This is a genomic window from Alkaliphilus oremlandii OhILAs (assembly GCF_000018325.1).
Taxonomy (GTDB): Bacteria; Bacillota; Clostridia; order Peptostreptococcales; family Natronincolaceae; genus Alkaliphilus_B; species Alkaliphilus_B oremlandii.
This window is the reverse complement of the sequence record NC_009922.1, coordinates 695,199-713,631: the sequence shown is the minus strand read 5'-3', so window position 1 is coordinate 713,631 and position 18,433 is coordinate 695,199. Positions and strand designations below refer to the sequence as shown.

The 18,433-nt window shown below is 38.3% G+C and carries 16 protein-coding genes; 3 read left to right on the top strand and 13 right to left on the bottom strand.

What is annotated here, in order from left to right; all coding sequences use genetic code 11:
• Window positions 1-8: 8 nt before the first annotated feature.
• The 3 genes from CLOS_RS03355 to CLOS_RS03345 form a co-directional block, all read right to left on the bottom strand.
• Window positions 9-686, bottom strand: a complete 678-nt coding sequence (locus CLOS_RS03355; RefSeq protein ID WP_012158516.1) for a uracil-DNA glycosylase — start codon at window positions 684-686, stop codon at window positions 9-11.
• A 239-nt stretch (window positions 687-925) separates the two neighbouring features.
• Window positions 926-1,660 (bottom strand): TIGR03915 family putative DNA repair protein, encoded by a 735-nt coding sequence (locus CLOS_RS03350; protein ID WP_012158515.1) that lies wholly within the window; start codon window positions 1,658-1,660, stop codon window positions 926-928.
• A 48-nt stretch (window positions 1,661-1,708) separates the two neighbouring features.
• Window positions 1,709-3,046: a putative DNA modification/repair radical SAM protein gene (locus CLOS_RS03345; RefSeq protein ID WP_012158514.1), complete on the bottom strand. Its 1,338-nt coding sequence runs from the start codon at window positions 3,044-3,046 to the stop codon at window positions 1,709-1,711.
• Between the two features lie 248 nt (window positions 3,047-3,294).
• Between CLOS_RS03345 and CLOS_RS03340 the strand changes: the two genes are divergently transcribed.
• Window positions 3,295-4,368: a tetratricopeptide repeat-containing glycosyltransferase family 2 protein gene (locus CLOS_RS03340; protein WP_012158513.1), complete on the top strand. Its 1,074-nt coding sequence runs from the start codon at window positions 3,295-3,297 to the stop codon at window positions 4,366-4,368.
• A 233-nt stretch (window positions 4,369-4,601) separates the two neighbouring features.
• On the opposite strand, the gene CLOS_RS03335 is transcribed toward CLOS_RS03340, so the two are convergent.
• The 4 genes from CLOS_RS03335 to CLOS_RS03320 form a co-directional block, all read right to left on the bottom strand.
• On the bottom strand, window positions 4,602-5,606 hold the full coding sequence (locus CLOS_RS03335) for an electron transfer flavoprotein subunit alpha/FixB family protein (protein ID WP_012158512.1): 1,005 nt from the start codon (window positions 5,604-5,606) through the stop codon (window positions 4,602-4,604).
• 23 nt (window positions 5,607-5,629) lie between these two features.
• Window positions 5,630-6,415, bottom strand: coding sequence for an electron transfer flavoprotein subunit beta/FixA family protein (locus CLOS_RS03330; protein ID WP_012158511.1), 786 nt, complete (start codon window positions 6,413-6,415; stop codon window positions 5,630-5,632).
• Between the two features lie 14 nt (window positions 6,416-6,429).
• On the bottom strand, window positions 6,430-7,569 hold the full coding sequence (locus tag CLOS_RS03325) for an acyl-CoA dehydrogenase (RefSeq protein ID WP_012158510.1): 1,140 nt from the start codon (window positions 7,567-7,569) through the stop codon (window positions 6,430-6,432).
• 324 nt (window positions 7,570-7,893) lie between these two features.
• On the bottom strand, window positions 7,894-9,240 hold the full coding sequence (locus CLOS_RS03320) for a short-chain fatty acid transporter (RefSeq protein ID WP_012158509.1): 1,347 nt from the start codon (window positions 9,238-9,240) through the stop codon (window positions 7,894-7,896).
• A gap of 407 nt (window positions 9,241-9,647) precedes the next feature.
• Between CLOS_RS03320 and CLOS_RS03315 the strand changes: the two genes are divergently transcribed.
• Together CLOS_RS03315 and CLOS_RS03310 are read left to right on the top strand one after the other, a co-directional pair.
• On the top strand, window positions 9,648-10,067 hold the full coding sequence (locus tag CLOS_RS03315) for an OsmC family protein (RefSeq protein WP_012158508.1): 420 nt from the start codon (window positions 9,648-9,650) through the stop codon (window positions 10,065-10,067).
• A 203-nt stretch (window positions 10,068-10,270) separates the two neighbouring features.
• A complete protein-coding gene (locus CLOS_RS03310; RefSeq protein WP_012158507.1) occupies window positions 10,271-10,765 on the top strand; it encodes a C-GCAxxG-C-C family protein in 495 nt (164 codons plus the stop codon).
• Between the two features lie 45 nt (window positions 10,766-10,810).
• Here the strand turns inward: CLOS_RS03310 and CLOS_RS03305 are convergent, their stop codons facing one another.
• From CLOS_RS03305 to CLOS_RS03280, 6 genes are all read right to left on the bottom strand, one after another.
• Window positions 10,811-11,164: an arsenate reductase family protein gene (locus CLOS_RS03305; RefSeq protein WP_012158506.1), complete on the bottom strand. Its 354-nt coding sequence runs from the start codon at window positions 11,162-11,164 to the stop codon at window positions 10,811-10,813.
• Window positions 11,165-11,367: 203 nt separating this feature from the next.
• Window positions 11,368-12,858: an ABC transporter permease subunit gene (locus CLOS_RS03300; protein ID WP_012158505.1), complete on the bottom strand. Its 1,491-nt coding sequence runs from the start codon at window positions 12,856-12,858 to the stop codon at window positions 11,368-11,370.
• Window positions 12,858-13,919, bottom strand: a complete 1,062-nt coding sequence (locus tag CLOS_RS03295; RefSeq protein WP_012158504.1) for an ABC transporter permease — start codon at window positions 13,917-13,919, stop codon at window positions 12,858-12,860. Before CLOS_RS03295 ends, CLOS_RS03300 begins: the two co-directional genes overlap by 1 nt.
• Entirely contained in the window at window positions 13,912-15,513 is a 1,602-nt protein-coding gene (locus CLOS_RS03290) for a sugar ABC transporter ATP-binding protein (RefSeq protein ID WP_012158503.1), read from the bottom strand. The genes CLOS_RS03295 and CLOS_RS03290 overlap by 8 nt, the downstream gene beginning before the upstream one ends.
• 101 nt (window positions 15,514-15,614) lie before the next feature.
• The gene (locus tag CLOS_RS03285; RefSeq protein WP_012158502.1) at window positions 15,615-16,796 is read right to left on the bottom strand and encodes a DUF3798 domain-containing protein; all 1,182 of its coding nucleotides are present in this window, start codon (window positions 16,794-16,796) and stop codon (window positions 15,615-15,617) included.
• 366 nt (window positions 16,797-17,162) lie between these two features.
• Window positions 17,163-18,359 (bottom strand): patatin-like phospholipase family protein, encoded by a 1,197-nt coding sequence (locus tag CLOS_RS03280; RefSeq protein WP_012158501.1) that lies wholly within the window; start codon window positions 18,357-18,359, stop codon window positions 17,163-17,165.
• Window positions 18,360-18,433 lie beyond the last annotated feature (74 nt).

Here is an 18,433-nt window from a genome sequence, read left to right as displayed (position 1 = left end):
CCATCGGTCTATCTATTTTCTATTTGCCAATCGATGGGCTTTTCACCGATGGATTCTAAAAAACTGTTGGTTTTTGAAAAAGGCTTCGATCCAAAAAATCCTCTGCTGGCTGATAAAGGGCTTGGGTGAACAGATTTTATGATATAGTGCTGTGGATTCGTGATGAAGCGCTCCTTGCTGATGGCATTGTTTCCCCATAGGATAAATACGATCGGCTCTTTTCTATCATTTAATAGCTGAATGATATGATCTGTGAATATTTCCCACCCTATTTTTTGGTGAGAATTTGCTTCTCCTGCTCTTACCGTTAGAGAGGTATTGAGTAGTAGCACCCCTTGATCTGCCCACTTTTTAAGATAGCCATGATTCGGAATGTAGCATCCTAAGTCGGTTTCCAGTTCTTTATAGATGTTTACGAGGGATGGTGGAATACGAACACCGGGCTGTACTGAAAAGCTTAGACCATGGGCTTGATTGGGACCGTGGTAAGGGTCTTGACCTAAAATAACCACCCTTACATCCTTATAAGCCGTATAGTGAAGTGCACTAAAAATGTGATTTTTATCTGGATAGATGGTCTTTGTCCGATACTCCTCCACAAGAAAGCCTCTCACTTTCTTGTAATATTCCTTTTCAAATTCATCCTTTAATAATTCTTGCCAATCATTCTCAAATATAACGCCCATTCTAATTCCCTTGCATAATGAAAACGAAGAAATTCATTATACATTTTCCTTTCTCCTTTATTTTTAGTATAGACAGCTCTATTTACGTTATCGTTCAACAACGCCATAACTCATATCGATAGTATGTCTCTAAAATAATATTCCTACAAGGTATCCATCAAATTGTATACTCCTATTATAATAGATGTCACATGTCGATGCAAAGGGTGTTGACATTTAAAAATGATATCCCCATTCTTCTATTTTTCGATCAGATGCTTCCAATATCTCACAGGCATATATCCCTTTTGTAGCCGTGGATTCACTTTATTTTCAATGGATATACTCTTAAAATATTGCTTCCATAGCTTCTGATAGCTCTCTTCCTCTTTGTGCAGCTCTATATCCCCCTTCAACTTCAATTCTGTAAGCAGCCATTCCTCCTTATTATAAACCACTGCAATGTTCCGGCGGATATCGTGGATGATCCATCTTTCATTGGATATCCTTTCAGCAAAGTGATCTGCAAGAGCAAATACAATATTATAATCTGGCTCTATGGCTGCATACAACAGATCATTTTTAAGCTCTTTGAATCGAACTAAGCCCAGCATTAAATGAATTTCCTTCGATACTTTTTTATACATATTTTGAACCACTAATACATGATTGTTTTTCAAATTACCATCAATGGATTTCCCCATCTTCCACCCCAGCTTTAAATATTGGTATATCATCGTTCCTCGGTCTCTTTCTTCCGATAGATATACATAAAATATATTTTTCATAGCCTGTTTCGAGATCTTCGTTTCTACAGAATGATAGACCTTGTCTGCCTTTTCCATATCGGTCTCAATATAAACCTTACGGACCATCAGACTTTCCTGTAAATCGTCCTGGGACAGAATCTGTTCTGGAATCTCTTTATTGTAATAAGCATGGTATATAGCAGTCAATATCCCTTCAAAGCTACCGTCGTATATGTAATGAATCATTTTAATTCTCCTAACTCTTTTTATCCATATTTGAAATTCCTATAAAAATCAATCTTCTCCATAAGTCAACATCCTCCATGGATTCGTTATAATTTTCTTAGGTTCACTTTTGGCATCGGAAATAAGATTGGGGTACAATGAAAAAAGGGATAGTTGGTCCAAAGCATTAGATTTCTTGTTTCCTTTTGTCTCTAAAAGCAGATTTTGCCGTATCCGATCGCTATCCATCTCCTTTAAACCATAATATTTTCCTTTACAGGTAATAAAATATTTTGCTCTTTTCAGTACGACCCCTAACTTCTTTAAATCTTCAAAATCTAAAGATCCAAATCTCCGGGTGGTGGCGATTCGCTTGGCAGATTGGACACCAACACCGGGAATCCTCAATAAAGTGCTATAATCCACTCTGTTGATCTCCACAGGAAATAGGTGGATGTTTCTTAAAGCCCAGTCACATTTTGGATCCAGCTCTAAATCGAAATTCGGCTTGCTTGCATTTAATAGTTCATCTGCTTGATACCCATAAAATCTTAGGAGCCAATCTGCTTGATATAGTCTATTTTCTCTCACTAAGGGTGGCGATGCAATATTGGGCAATTTCGGATTATTGGTTACTGGAACATAGGCAGAATAATATACCCTTTTCAGCTGATATCCTTTATATAATCCTTCTGAAAGCTTTAAGATTTTCAAATCGTCATCCTTCGTAGCACCTACAATCAGCTGAGTTGTCTGACCTGCTGGCACAAATTTCTCTGCATATCGAAACCTGCTTCTCTCATCGGAGGATTGGATGATTCTACTATTGATAAAATTCATGGGCTTTAAGATGCTCTCTTTATTTTTCTGTGGTGCCAAGGCCTTTAATCCTTCACTAGAGGGCAGCTCAATATTCACGCTCATTCGATCCACATAGAATCCAGCCCTTTCAATGATTTCTCTATCGGCCCCTGGGATGGCCTTCAAATGGATGTATCCATTGAACTTTTCTTCCACTCGAAGTTTTCTCACGATTTTCTCTAAAAGCTCCATGGTATAATTGGGATTTCTGTAAACTGCTGAACTTAAAAAAAGTCCCTCAATATAGTTTCTTTTATAAAAGTTTATGGTGAGGTCAACGACTTCCTCTGGCGTAAACATGGCTCTCGGTAAGTCGTTGGTACACCGATTGATACAGTAAGCACAATCGTATATACAGTAATTGGTCAATAGAATCTTTAATAAAGAAACGCATCGGCCGTCATCGGACCAGCTATGACAGATACCGCTGGTATGGGCACTGCCAAGCTCTCCCTTCTTCCCTTTCCTATTGCTTCCACTGGAGGAACAGGATACATCGTATTTTGCAGCATCGGACAAAATCTTTAATTTTTGTAATACCTCCATAAAACCACCTCAGATCATTTGTTACTTTCAGTTTACTATATTTTAGAAATTTATGCAAACGTATGTTCTATGTTCATATAAAAAATTATTTACCATGGGAGCACTCAATGTGAAGTAAAGCAAAATAAATATTGATAATATACGCTTCTCTTTTCTTTCTAAGAATATTGAAGTTATTTTCATCATGGAGATACAAATTTCAAAGATGATACATATATTGTATCACCAAGGAAAGGAGTGACCTTACCATGAAAATCAGTTTATGTATGATCGTTAAAAACGAAGAAGCTGTTTTAAAAAGATGTCTGGATTCCATTGAGGATATTGTAGATGAAATCGTAATTGTAGATACTGGCTCCATAGATCGAACGAAAGAAATTGCAGAGCAATATACAGAGAAGGTCTATGATTTTAAATGGATTGATGATTTTTCTGCTGCTAGAAACTTTGCATTTTCCAAGGGAACACAGGAATATTTAATGTGGTTGGATGCTGACGATGTGGTTTCAGAGGGAGCCCGTGCTGAACTACAGAAGCTAAAATCCCATGGTGCCCTCCCCTATGATGTTATCATGATGAAATACGATGTGGGCTTCGATGAACACCAAAACGTTACTCTATCTTATTATAGAGAGCGTCTCTTTCGAAAGTCTATGAATTTCAAATGGGTTGAGCCTGTTCATGAAGTCATTCCGCCAAGAGGAAATATTCATTATTTAGAAGCATCCATTATCCATAGAAATGAAGGCAAGAAGAGCAATGACAGAAGAAATTTGCGGATCTATGAAAATGAATTGGCAAAAAATAAAGAATTAAGTCCAAGGGGTACCTATTACTATGCACGAGAGCTCTATTATAACCAGTTCTATGAAAAAGCAATTCGATACTTTAACAAATTCTTAAATACGAAGCGTGGATGGGTAGAGGATTGTATTCAAGCCTGTAAGCTTCTTTCCTCCTGCTATAGTCAAACGGGAGATAAGGAAAATCAGCTTCAAATTTTATTGAAAAGCTTTGAGTACGATAACCCTAGAGCTGATATTTGCTGTGAGATCGGCAATGTGTTCTTTGATTCAGCCAATTACAAATCGGCAATTTTTTGGTACGAATTAGCATCAAATCAAAAACCTTCTGCTCAAAGCCATGGCTTTGTATATCACGATTATTACGGATATATTCCTTGTATCCAGCTATGTCTGTGTTACTATCAATTGGGCGATTTAGAGAAAGCCATTGCATACAATGAAAGGGCTGGTGTATACAAACCAGAGTCTGCCGCTTTCTTATACAATAAAAATTTCTTTAATAGCAGTTTGTCCTAAAATGAATATGGAATCGTAATCAACAAACAAAACCATATACAAAGAAGGTCTTGAACCTTCCTCGTATATGGTTTGTGTTTATAAACTGTTTAAAATACGTTTATTTTAAGCATATGAAATTTTTTAAATTATTGGAAATTAGTGTATCTCAGAATTATTTTCGTTACATAATTTCAATGTTTTTATTAGCTCCAGAACCTACGCTCCCATATGCGTTCCTGAACTTTGTCTATTTATTTTTTACTATTCCTTATTTCCTCCGCTACAAGCGGCACTATTTTAGCAACATCGCCAACAATTCCTAAATCTGCAACTTCAAAAATCGCTGCATCTGGATTTTTATTAATGGCAATAATCAGCTCCGATTCTTCCATACCGGCAACGTGCTGAATGGCTCCAGATATACCGCAGGCAATATATAAATCTGGTCTTACGGTTCTTCCTGTTTGTCCTACTTGTCGATCCTTATCCAACCATCCATTGTCTATTACAGCACGGGAGCCAGATACTTCACCATTTAACACTTCGGCAAGATCATATAAATGAGACATGTTCTCCTTAGACCCTACGCCTCTACCTCCGGATATTAGAACATTGGCATCCTCTATATTGGCTTTTTTCTTATCTTCCTTCACTATTTCTAGAACTTCAACATTTAAGTCCGATGGTGTTAGACCTGCGTCAAAGACTACAACGTCTCCTGTTCTACTGGTATCTCTATCCAGCTTTAACATAACCCCTGGTCTTACAGTGGACATCTGTGGTCTATGATCTGGACATATGATCGTCGCCATAATATTGCCGCCAAAGGCTGGTCTCGTCATCAGAAGCTGTCTCGTTTCTTCGTCTATATCCAAGGAAGTACAATCTGCTGTTAGGCCCGTGTGTATTCTTGCTGAAACCCTAGGACCAATATCCCTACCAATGGATGTGGCACCAACCAACACTACCTCTGGCTTTTCTTTCTTTATCACCTCTGTAAGAGCCTTTGTATAAGGCTCTGTAACGAAATTCTCAAGAATTTCATGTTCAACGACGATGACCTTTTCTGCACCGTGGTATATCAACTCTTCTGCTAAATTTTGAACCCCATGTCCAATAATCACCGCACTCAATTTTTCGCCCAGCTTATCTGCAATTTCTCTTCCTTTTCCTAACAATTCCAGGGAAACTTTTTGAATCTCTTTGTTTCTTTGCTCAATATATACGAGAACACCTTTATAATCTGCTACATTCATTTTTATCCCTCCCATCCTATCTTTTAAGAAATAATATATTTTTCACGTAATTTGTCCACAATGATTTTAGCCGCTTCTTTAGGTTCCATATCGAATACCTTACCTGCTGTTTTAGCACCCTTTGTAAAGGATTTTTTCACCTTTGTAGGAGATCCCTTGAGACCCAAATTGCCATGGTCCACTTCGATGTTGTTCACATCCCATACTTCAACTTTCTTTTCTCTATAGGCATCATATACGCCTGAAACTCTCATATATCGGGCCTCATTCATTTCCTTCAGCGTCGTTATTAAACAAGGTGTGTTGACTTTGATTTTTTGATAACCGTCCTCAAAGGCTCTTTTCACTATGATTGCTTTATCTAAAAGTTCCATATCTTCTACATAGGTTACAGAGGGCAGATTGAGATGCTCCGCAATCTGAGGGCCAACTTGAGCTGTATCTCCATCAATAGCCTGTCTTCCCGCAATAATCAGATCGTAGTCTATATTTCTAAGGGCTCCAGCTAAAGCAGAGGATGTAGCCCATGTATCTGCACCTGCAAAGGCTCTATCTGTAAGCAGTATCGCTCTATCGGCACCCATTGCAAGAGCTTCTCTAAGAGCTAAATCTGCTTGAGGCGGCCCCATTGTAATAACGGTCACTTCTGCATCGTATTGATCCTTTAACCTTAAAGCCGCCTCAAGACCACTCTTATCATCTGGATTGATGATTGATGGAACACCTTCTCGAATTAGAGTTCCAGTCTTTGGATCTAATTTTACTTCCGTTGTATCTGGAACTTGTTTGATACAAACAACAATTTTCATCACCCATACCTCCTCTATTTTAATAATCCAGCAGCGATTACCATTCTTTGAACTTCTGATGTACCTTCATAGATCTCTGTGATCTTTGCATCTCGCATCATTCTTTCCACAGGGTATTCCCTCGTATAACCATATCCTCCATGAAGCTGAACTGCCTTTGTGGTCACTTCCATTGCTGCCTCCGATGCAAACAGCTTTGCCATAGCTGCCTCATAGGAATAAGGCAATCCCATGTCCTTATTGTGGGCTGCTTTATACACCAATAGTCTAGAAGCCTCTACCTTAGCCGCCATATCCGCTAATTGGAACTGGGTATTTTGGAAAGCAGAGATCGGTTTTCCAAATTGTTTTCTTTCCTTAACGTAATGAACGGTTTCATCTAAAGCACCCTGTGCAATACCTAGGGCCTGTGCTGCTATACCAATCCGGCCACCGTCTAGGGTCTTCATGGCAATTCCAAAACCTTTGCCCTCTTTTCCTAAAAGATTTTCTTTCGGTATTCTACAGTTTTCAAATATCAGCTCACATGTAGCTGAGCCTTTGATTCCTAGTTTCTTTTCTTTCGGTCCAACAGTAAAGCCTGGTGTATCTGCATCTACTATAAAAGCAGAGATTCCTCTCGTTCCTACAGATTTATCTGTCATGGCCATAATGATATAAATATGGGCATAGCCTGCATTGGTTATAAAAATTTTAGATCCATTGAGAATATAACTGTCTCCATCTAGTACAGCAGTGGTTTGCTGAGCAGATGCGTCTGTTCCAGCATTGGGCTCTGTTAAACCGAATGCACCCAGTTTTTCTCCTTTTGCTAAGGGAACTAGGTATTTTTGCTTCTGCTCCTCCGTTCCAAATTCATAGATGGGATGTGCACCTAAGGATGTATGGGCAGAAACGATTACGCCTGTAGTGGCACAAACTCTAGATAGCTCTTCCACTGCCATGGCATATCCAAGGTTATCTCCGCCTTCGCCGCCATACTTTTTAGGAAAAGGAATTCCCATAAAGCCTGTATTGGACATTTTTTTTACAGTTTCTATAGGAAATCTTTCTTCCTCGTCAATTTCTGCTGCTAAAGGTTTTACTTCGTTTTCCGCAAATTCTCGATACATTTGTTTCAGCAAAGAATGCTCTTTTGAAAAACCAAATTCCATGATATATCCTCCTTATACGTTAATTTATTAACGATTATTTGTAAAATCCTCTCGTTATTCCATATCAGACTATATGGTCAATACTTCAACTATCCATCCATAATTTCCTCACTTCTCTAAGTCTCTCCTATCCCTCCTCTGTTCTCTTAAGATGCACTGATTCAAAACAGTTCAATCATATGATACTTGTAATCATTTAATTTTTAAAAGGTTTACTTACCCTTTATTTCATTATGCATATTATCACCTTAAATACTGGATAGGATCTCATGCTGTTCTCCAGTATTTTCATGAAATCAAGGTTTATTTTTAACAGCATAAGTTCTATATGAAAAAGAGTGCTAATGAGATAATTATACCTGAATATATCAAGTCGATTATACAGAATCCCATAATATCTCGAGCACCAAGTCCCGCAATACCCAGTGCTGGTAAAGCCCAGAACGGTTGGATCATATTGGTCCATGCGTCTCCCCAAGCAATTGCCATCGCAGTCTTAGCAACTGGAACACCTAAGTCCAATCCTGCTGGCATCATTATAGGCGCTTGTACAGCCCATTGTCCACCGCCAGAAGGTACGAAGAAATTCACTATTCCAGCAGCCCAGAAGCTGAATAGCGGAAAAGTTTTTTCTGTAGATATGCTAACAAACCAATTGGAAATTTGCCCCGCTAAACTTACGCCTTCAACAGTTGCCCCTGTCATCATCCCCATAATACCTGCGTAGAATGGAAACTGTAAAAGTATGGGCCCTGCACCCTTGGCCGCTTCACCAAAGGCATGGATAAATCTCCTTGGTGTTTGATGAAATAATATACCAAAAGTAAGGAATATTAAATTTACAATGTTTAAATTCAAGTCAAATCCTTTGTTTATAAAATGCATTACAATATAAGTCATGCCCATTGCAAATACAAGAATATTTACAATAGAACTATTTTCAATTTTATCCGCAGGTGTATCATTTGAATACAAACTTAAATCTTCTTCATCAACTAACAATTTCTTATCCACTGTAACTGTCAATTTTTTTTCGGGATGCATCGCTCTGTTAATTAAAGGTAGAGTGAATATTAAAATCCCTGAAATCACCAGGTTTAATGATGAGAATATGGTTTGTCCTGTTGGTATAACTTCTGTTACTGCTCCCGCAGTTTGTGCAGCATTTGCTGCAGCATCCGTTGCCAATGTTAGGGGAATTGATCCTGATATTCCACCATGCCATACTAAAAAACCTGAATAAGCAGAAGCAATAAGAAGTCTATAATCAACACCATCAACTTCTTTAGCCAACTCTTTCGCATATAAGGCTCCAATAACTAGACCAAATCCCCAGTTAATCCAGCAAGCAATAGCGGAGACAAAGGAAACTGCTAATATTGCTTGTGTTGGCGTTTTCACCAACTTTGACATACCTCTTAAAGCACCTTTGAAAGGTTTCGAGCTAGCCAGTGTATGACCGGTTACTAGAACTAAGGCCATTTGCATAGAGAATGCCAATAGCCCCCATACGCCATTGCCCCAATGAGTAATCATTGTTAGCAAGCCCTGTCCCGTAAAGAAAACACCTGCGATCAATGTAATAAATGTTAAAAAAATAGCAAATAAGAAAGCATCTGGTAGGTATTTTTGAACTAATAATACAAAAACATTGGTAATTTTTTTAAACATAAGAATCCTCCTTTACTAATATTTTCTTTGACTCGTTGCAGAAGTCCACCTTTTCATATGAATTTCTAGAGGTTTGTTGCTTTTCTGTTGATAACCTAGAATTTACATTGGGCAGCGATCTATTTCAGATACACCTTTAAATATAGCAAAAAGTATGCCATTTTTATAACAATGTAATTTTCAACACTTTTTCTAGCAATTTTTATTGAAATATGTTTAAATTACTGTATAGTTAAAGATAGGAAAACATTTTTTGATTTTCTATTAAAAATTATCTTTGTACAATTTGTATACACCTTATCCAATATCCTGTATATAATTTGTACATTTTTTAACAATGTTAATTGTAAGTAGTTTTAAAAATGATTGTATATACTACTATTACATAATCGAAAGGAGAAATTTAGATGAATTCAACAAAAATAACAGCTAGTTTAAAGGGAAATATGGCCTTTGAAATGGACTTAAATGGCCATACCCTCATTACAGATGCCGCTCCTGAAATCGGTGGAGAAAACTTAGGACCAAGACCAAAGGCTCTATTATTATCAGGATTAATTGGTTGTACTGGAATTGATGTTATGATGATCTTAAATAAAATGAGAGTCAAACCAGATGATGTGATCATTTCAGCAGAAGCTGACCAAACAGACACAGAACCCAAGGTTTATAAAACCATCCATTTGATCTATACCTTTAAAGGAAAAGATCTTCCAGTAGAAAAGCTGCAACGAGCAGTTCGTCTATCTCAAGAGAAATACTGCGGCGTATCTGCAATGCTTGAAAAAGCAGCACCGATTACATATGAAATACGTGTAGAAGAATAGTACACTACAGAATAAAACACCAAGAAGACAACACTGTCTCTTGGTGTTTTATTCTGCAGCTCAGCTTACGCCTTTTTATAGTATTGATTTTTTCAATAATTAAAAGCTTTCTATAGGATATCTCTATTGGTAAAGTTTTATCAAGTAAAATATAATGATAATGGCATCAATTTATTTCAAATTTTTCTAAGGGGGCATATATTATGACTGCTACTGATATAAAAAACTTTACAACTGAGGATTTACTGGACAAGGTACAAGCAAATGCAGAAGAGTTGTTCCGCTCTGGAACCTATTTCTGCAGTGAAGCTGTTCTTCAAACAATCAATGAATTCCTGGGAACACCTTACCCAAAAGACGTTGTTAAACTTGCTAGTGGATTCCCGATCGGAATGGGTAAATCCGGATGTCTTTGCGGTGCCGTTTCTGGAGGCCAAATGGCTCTCGGTATGGTATACGGTAGAGTTGAAGGTGAAGCAATGCAAGAAAAAATGTTTGAGGAATCAAAAGCTCTTCATGACTATATTATGAGCGAATATAAATCAAACTGCTGTCGAGTGATCACTCGTCAATGGGCAGGGGATAATTTTAAAAGCCCAGAAAGAAAAGAACACTGTATCACAATTACTGGTAAGGTTGCAAGATGGGTTGCAAATGAGCTGATTGCTGATGGAAAAGTAGAAGTCGAAGCAGAATAATAAAAACATGTATAAAGGAAATTCCCTTCCTCTATACATGTTTTTTTATTTGAGCTGATTCCACTCTTCCTCTTTAAAGCCTAAAAGAACCGTACCTTCACCCACAAGAATCGGTCTTTTAACCAGCATACCATCTGTAGCCAAAAGCTTAATTTGCTCCTCTTCAGACATCGTTGGCAGCTTGTCCTTTAATTGCAGCTCCTTATATAAGTTTCCACTGGTATTAAAGAACCGTTTAATGGGATAACTGCTTTTATGGAACCATTCTGTGATTTCTACCTCTGTGGGATTATTTTCTTTAATCAATCGTTCTTCATATTCAATGTGGTTTCCATCGAGCCATTTTTTTGCATTTCTGCAGGTACTACATTTAGGGTAATGAATGAATAAATATTTCATCGCTTCCTCCTTCTATAGATCCTTTATATAGTGGTAGATATACTTTGTAATTCGTATAAGGACACAAAGTTATCGTTTGATATCTCTACCCCTTCTATTTATATTATGCCATCATTTCCTCTGTAAATATAGCCCTCACTATAAAATACCTCAAGATGACCGCCCTTTATAAGGCAAAATCAAAATGAGGTATTTAATAATTTTTATTTCATTGATGAAGTGAAGGGCTTAATTATAGCAAACAAACCCTTTGAATTCGATCCCCGTTCTGTAGGCTTTGCTGTAGTTTTCCATGCATGCATCGCTAGAGAAACGGCAATGACGCCGTATGCAACAAATACTCTAAAGTATTCTCCAAGCTGTGCATTGTTGAACAGCTCTTTACCTGCTTGTGGCGCTACGATAAACAAGGTGTGGAATAGGATTACACCGATAATCGCTTGTTTGTTGGTAGCTTTTTGTACCGATGCACCTCCTACGAGAAGGGCTGCAATTGCAAACTGTGCCACCTGCGTATGAGCCCCGTAGGTTGAGAAGGTCCCAATATTCTGCAGATAGATCAACTGTCCCCAACAAGCAAGTACTGTGGATAGGATCATTGCAATAATCCTCGTTCTATCCACATCAATTCCCGCCGCATTTGCAACAGCACGGCTTTGCCCCACGGTACGCATATTCTGACCCAATCTTGTACGGAGCAGCATGTTATTGAATACACATAATGCAGCAATACATAGATAGGTGGTCACTGGAATATTCACATATAGTAGAATTTTTTCAATGGGTTTGATATAGGTCAAACCATAGCATATAATAGCTGTTATGATTTTTGAAATTCCTTGATTCATATTGTATTCCGGATCTTTCCTCACAAATTTGCGATGAATGATTCTAAAAACCTGAAGTGCTACTACAAAAACAACAGCAATGGTAACACCATGTAACAACAACAGTCGATCCTTCCCTAAGAATCCTTCCACAGCTGGAATAAATGTTGCTGCATAGGCTAGGGCAGCGATCCCAAGGAGGACAAAATCTTTTTTGATGGAAGAACCTGTCTTTTGGATTTTATTAAATAGAATCTTAAACAAGGTGATTGCCACCACTACATAAAAGGTAATCTCTATCACTTTCAGCATGGAAACTGTATCTAAGGAATATTTTAAGTTGTTGGCTAAGTCGATGGTATTTTTAACACCAATTCCTCCTGTGATGATGAGTGTATCATTTTGAACTGGGATAATGCCCCCAATAATATACAGAAAAAATAGTTGGTACAGTCCATCTGCAAAATATCCAAGGACCATTCCTGCAATCATTTCAGAACCCTTCATTTTATTGAAGAGTTTCCCCACCATCCATCCAAAGATCATAGCGATGGGTGTTGCCATTACTACACTCAATAAAAATCCAGTGATTCCTGTATATCCCCAATAAACAATCCAGAATACGGCGATTTGAGCAGCAATAGCACCGATGGTAATCCCAAAGTTCAGTCCCATTCCTGCTAAAACAGGAATCAGTAGCGCCAGTACCATAAATCCATTTCTTCCAATACGTGTAAACAATTCTGCTGAAACGAATGTTAAAGGATTTTTGGAGGCATAGGTTGCCGCTGCACATAGGATGATGAATAGCATCACGACCTTATTTTCATTAATGGCATTGAATACTTTATTTTTCAATTGATTCATTATTTATTACCCCCTTTTGTCTTAGACAGAGCATATAAAATGATGCCGTTAGAGATAATAATTCTTAGTACATCGGAAAGATTACTTTCCGGTAGCAGCTTATTTGCTACAGGTAAAGCAACCGCTAAAATTCCCTGGAACAAGAAGGTTCCTATAATAACATGGGATATCTTTGCCCGATTGGTGGTTGCGCCACCGATCAAAACTGCGGCTACAGAGTGGAATCCCATCATGAGAGGGGCATTATATAATTGCAGAAATCCATAGCTCTGGGCATAGGTAATAATACCAACCGCTGCTAATGCAGTGGAAATTGTTGTACCTAGAACTCGCATCTTATTCACATTAATTCCAGAAGAACGAGTAAATAATGGATTGGCTCCTGCCGCACTCATGGCAATTCCTGCTTTACTGCGCATAAACAACCATACAATAAAACAGGTGAATAAGAAGAACAAGATTACACCTGTAGGGATATATAACCCAGCCGCTTCATCTCCTATGTAAAAGCCCATGATTTTATTGAGAACCATACCGAAGCTCTTTTCTAAACCAATGGTGTTCCGCATTCCCTGACCACCTAAGGGCCATATCAGATCCCCATTTTTAAAAGGCAGGGATAGCCATAGCATATTCATAAAAGCGATGACAGAGAAGCCCACATAGGTGGAGACTGTCATTTCAGAACCCTTTACTTGGTTTAATAAAAGGCCATATCCGATGCCTAATAAACTGGACACTGCAATACCAACGAGCATTGCTACAAGCAAACTTACCAAAGGATTTCCGATACCCATTTCTATCGTGATGGTTGCTCCTAAAAGTCCTCCGACGATCCCCAATGAAATACCAAAGTTTAGACCAATCCCACATTGGACTGCTGGAACCATTGCAAGAACTAAAATACCGTACATAGCCCATCTACGTATGGCATCGGCTAAAAGGCTGGGCACACTGAGACCCAGTGGCGCTGCTATGGTTAACATCAACAAGAAAAAGCTGATAATAATCACTCTGGGAAGCCCTATATTTTCATAGGCTTCATTGATTCTCTCACGCATTTTGTACACCTTCTTTCCTTGTTCCTGCCATTGCTAAACCAAATTCTGCATCCGGTGCATCTGGCTTCAATATGGCCGAAAGCTTTCCATCGGAAATTATGGCAATACGGTCACAAAGGGAACGAAGCTCCACCAGCTCAGAGCTGACCATAATTACAGTTAAGCCTTGCTCTCTGTTCAACTGAACTAAATATTCAAGGACCAATTTTTTTGCTCCGATGTCGATTCCCCTGGTGGGTTCTGAAACGATCAATATTTTAGGGTTCATGGTAAGGGCACGAGCAAGACAAACTTTTTGCTGATTTCCCCCAGAAAGACTTCCCGCCGTTTGCTTCGGTCCCGTACAGCGAATATCTAGGAGTTTGATCATATTCAGGGCGTGTTCTCTCGTTTTTTTATTATCCAATAATTTCATTCCACCAAATTTCCTAAGGAAATCATCATTGATCTGCATGGCTGTAAAGATGATATTCTGCTCAATGGATTCCTCTAATAAAAGTCCTACGCCTCGTCGATCCTCTGATACACAGGCGACGCCATTGGAAAGAGCGCTACCTAAGCTAGACAATTCAAGTGAATTGCCAAATACTTTTACTATGCCCTTTGTATCATACAGGCCCATGATGCCGTTTGGAATTCCTATTTTACCTTGACCCGCCAAACCTCCGATACCGAAGATCTCCCCTTGTCGAATATTCAGATCAATCCCCTTCACCGTCTCCCCTGGCATCTGAACATGAAAATCCTCCATGGAAAGTGCAATATTCTCTTCACTTAAAACACGGTGATCTTCTCGATCATCTACTAATTTCTCAACTTTTCTACCGATCATCAACTCCGCAATCTCCACTACAGATGTATCCTTTACCTCTTTATGTACAACAAATTCCCCGTCCCTCAAAACAGTAAGGCTATCGGCTACTGCCATAACCTCGTCCAATCTATGAGTAATAAAAATAATTGCAATGCCTTTATCGGCTATAATACGCATAATTTCAAGAAGACGTTCCGCTTCACTCTCTGTAAGTACTGCTGTTGGTTCATCAAATACCAATAACTTTATTCCCGTTTTATCGATTTCCCTAGCAATTTCGATAAATTGCATATAGCCAATGGGCAATCCTGCAACCTTAATATATTCTTCAATATTGAGGCCAATATCCGAAAGGGCCTTTCTAGAATCTTTTTTCATCTGACCAAAATCTAAACTTTCAAGGTTTCTTCCAAACAAGCGGCTTAAAAAAGTAGACTTGCTGATTTCTCTACCTACTTTGATATTTTCTGTAACTGTAAATCCTGGAATCAGCATAAATTCCTGGTGCACCATTCCAATACCAAAATTCATTGCATTTTGAGGTGAATCGATCCCTACCTTTTCTCCATTAATTTCAACGGTTCCTTCAAAGCCTCCTGTAGCGTGTATGACTGGCATACCGAATAAAATGTTCATTAAAGTAGACTTTCCAGCACCATTCTCTCCCATTAATGCATGGATTTCCCCTGGTTTTATGCGTAAACTGACATTCTTCAGTACGCGATTTCCGTAATACTCCTTTGTTATGTTGTCCATATTCAGCAGATATCGGGTTTCCAATATGCACCCCTCCCATCTTTTCCAAAGTGTTTGATGCCATATAAGAAATCGCCAGTTTACCGTGCAAACCGGCGATTTCACACACTTATATCCAGTAATTTTTACTGAACACTAAAATCATAGAAATCACAAAGTATCATATAATAGTTATCAAGCTTCACACCATTTTCATCATATTTAGTTAATTTTGCAGATCCTTCTCCTCCTGCTATTCTGTTCATGATCTTATTTAATACAGCTTCATCTAAATTGCCATTAGTTCTTCCTTCAATTACTTCGATGGCATAGTCAACGCCGGCTTCAACCATCAGCATATTGACAGGAACGCTCCAAGTAGACATTCTCTTCTCTTGACCAGCTTCTTTCAGCTTCGCACCAATGGAGTCTAACATATATTGAACGTCTCCCTCATGACCAGCAACGTCAATATTCAAGGCTGCTGGATAACCGTGGTATGGACTTGGACAGCATTGTTGTGGGAATATTGCACCTTGCTCTAATATAGAACGAATTAGCGGTTCTTGCATCGCACAGTTTGTGGAGAAAAATGCAGTATCTTTACCGTATTGTTTAATTTGACGGGGAACATCTTCTAATATAAATTGTTGAGCGCCGGATACACCTGCATCACCAGTTGGGTCTGGCGCTGTAACGTCAACAAATTCTAATCCAAGCTCTTTACATTTCTCGATCATCAGCTGTCTACGAGCAGCGATGGTTGCATAGGATAAGTGACGTGCAAATGAATAGTGGATAAAAGTTTTTGCACCCATTTCAGCCGCTTTTGCAGGAATTGTAGAGCCCATGGATATTTCGTCAACCAATGTTACAATATCTGATTTACTAGCGATGGTTGCAGGGTCTTCTGCAGCTACACCACTGATAAATAACATATCTGGACGAGTTTCTCTCACTTTATCAATGGCCGCAGAGGCTCCAGGAACTGCTTGAACGAATACAATGGCTTTTACAGCGGGGTCGGAAGCCAATGAAACAACGTTCGCTATGGTCGTTTCTGTTTCAGATGAGAAGTTATCTGGATATGTAGCGGTTACGATTTTGTCTCCGTATTTTGCAGCCATGTTCTGAGCTGCTTGATACTCTTCTTCCCCTTGTGATACAGTACCTGTAATGATTCCTATTTTGTAGTTTGGATCTTCAGATGGTGCCACCGGCGCCTCTCCTTGGTTTCCAGTAGTTGCTGGAGCATCGGTGCTACGACATCCTACTAAAGTAATTGCCATAATCAATGCGATTACCAAACATAAAACTCTTTTGGTCATAAATATTTCCCCCTCTTTTTGTATTGATTAGGAATCTTTGAACAAATCTGAAAATTCAAAGTTTTCTAATTTGAAATCTATTATACTACCTATTTATTCAGATTACAATTAAATTATTCACGTTCAAAAATCATCTTTAAGACTTTTATTTATTTTTATCGATAGGAAAATAGAACCTGTCTACCCTCCATAATTTCGCAGTCTCATTGCACAATTTTATTCTCCCTAGGGTCGATAAAATTGGCATTCGTTGCGTTTGACCTACCATCAATTTATTGCTTCCTACGGTCGCATAAATTGGGTTAGGTCATAAAAAAAACCTATGTATACCATAGGTTTTAAGTAATTTTTCATAATTTTAAGCACTTAATCAAAGCATGCAGAGTCACAAATCTCCTTTGCTACTTTTAAAAGTTTATATTTTTTTGTATAGAGGCCTGGTATTTTAGGTTGTTCTTCGTATTTACCGTTATTTCCAGTAATCAAGGATTCTTTAATTGTTTTTATAAAATCATCTATATAACGAACCTGATATTTATCAATCTCCTCTTCTCCTGCAATGAACTCTAAAAGACTAAGAACAATATCCTCATAGGTAGCTGTGGCCTCCAATCCCAGCATATGTACGACCTTGGGCATAATTTTTTCAAATAACATTCTTTTCGGTGGCATCTCTTTGATGCCAAACAATTTACCTAGGGAACATATTCTTTCATCTGGGATCGATAACAATCTATGAAATATCATATCCTCATTCATATTTTCCTTGTAAAAATAATACCTACTTCCTGCCAGCTTCTTGATATGCCGCATGGCATCATAGTAGCCCATCTTTAAATTCAATTGAATTATATTCCGATCAAATTCTAATATTCCGCCTAGATTTTCAGAGGGCGTAATGTCTATCACTTGAACATCTGGATATTTGATACTTTTCACAATGCCAACGCCTAAGGTTCTAACCGCAATAATCTCCTTGTAACCTTTTTCCGCTAAAAGGTTGATGGGACAATTATCGTAGAACCCACCATCGATATAGTATTTATCCTCTATCTTTTTCGGCTCAAATACTGGTAGATTTGCACTGGCCAACAAATAGTCTACAATTTTTCCCTCTGGAATGTCTTCCTTATAGATCTCCACTGGCTTTAGATCTGGAAAAGACACCGTTACCAGACCAAAATCCACTTCTGATTTCCGAAGCTTTTCTTCATCGATGATACTTTCTATTATTCTTTGCATTTTACTGGTATCCAAGCCCCCACGCTCTATGACCTTTTTTGCTTTCGTAGCCAATTCAACGAGAGTCCCTTTATCAATATTCATTTTCTTCAACTTTTTATAGTGCAAATCATCGATATCGAACACGTGAGAAAAATCTAAGTTCTCCCAAAGTTCATAGACCTTTTCAAAATCACCTTGGGCTATGACTGCGCCATTTAATGCACCAATTGAGGTTCCAGTAATGCCGCCAAATTGATACCCTTCCTCTAACAATGCTTTCACTACACCGATATGGTATGCTCCTTTTGCGCCACCACCTTCTAATGCAAGACCTAACACCGAAATCACTCCTTTCCTTCCATTCTGTACCAAAAATTTAATCTTATTTTATCATCCTCTCATTTTAAGAACAA

What these genes read in the sequence shown, in the direction of transcription:
- CLOS_RS03315 (WP_012158508.1), top strand. Translation starts at nt 9,648, where the DNA reads ATGAATTCAACAAAAATAACAGCTAGTTTAAAGGGAAATATGGCCTTT.
- CLOS_RS03350 (WP_012158515.1), bottom strand. Translation starts at nt 1,660, where the DNA reads ATGATTCATTACATATACGACGGTAGCTTTGAAGGGATATTGACTGCT.
- CLOS_RS03320 (WP_012158509.1), bottom strand. Translation starts at nt 9,240, where the DNA reads ATGTTTAAAAAAATTACCAATGTTTTTGTATTATTAGTTCAAAAATAC.
- CLOS_RS03295 (WP_012158504.1), bottom strand. Translation starts at nt 13,919, where the DNA reads ATGCGTGAGAGAATCAATGAAGCCTATGAAAATATAGGGCTTCCCAGA.
- CLOS_RS03285 (WP_012158502.1), bottom strand. Translation starts at nt 16,796, where the DNA reads ATGACCAAAAGAGTTTTATGTTTGGTAATCGCATTGATTATGGCAATT.
- CLOS_RS03355 (WP_012158516.1), bottom strand. Translation starts at nt 686, where the DNA reads ATGGGCGTTATATTTGAGAATGATTGGCAAGAATTATTAAAGGATGAA.
- CLOS_RS03305 (WP_012158506.1), bottom strand. Translation starts at nt 11,164, where the DNA reads ATGAAATATTTATTCATTCATTACCCTAAATGTAGTACCTGCAGAAAT.
- CLOS_RS03325 (WP_012158510.1), bottom strand. Translation starts at nt 7,569, where the DNA reads ATGGAATTTGGTTTTTCAAAAGAGCATTCTTTGCTGAAACAAATGTAT.
- CLOS_RS03310 (WP_012158507.1), top strand. Translation starts at nt 10,271, where the DNA reads ATGACTGCTACTGATATAAAAAACTTTACAACTGAGGATTTACTGGAC.
- CLOS_RS03335 (WP_012158512.1), bottom strand. Translation starts at nt 5,606, where the DNA reads ATGAATGTAGCAGATTATAAAGGTGTTCTCGTATATATTGAGCAAAGA.
- CLOS_RS03330 (WP_012158511.1), bottom strand. Translation starts at nt 6,415, where the DNA reads ATGAAAATTGTTGTTTGTATCAAACAAGTTCCAGATACAACGGAAGTA.
- CLOS_RS03300 (WP_012158505.1), bottom strand. Translation starts at nt 12,858, where the DNA reads ATGAATCAATTGAAAAATAAAGTATTCAATGCCATTAATGAAAATAAG.
- CLOS_RS03340 (WP_012158513.1), top strand. Translation starts at nt 3,295, where the DNA reads ATGAAAATCAGTTTATGTATGATCGTTAAAAACGAAGAAGCTGTTTTA.
- CLOS_RS03345 (WP_012158514.1), bottom strand. Translation starts at nt 3,046, where the DNA reads ATGGAGGTATTACAAAAATTAAAGATTTTGTCCGATGCTGCAAAATAC.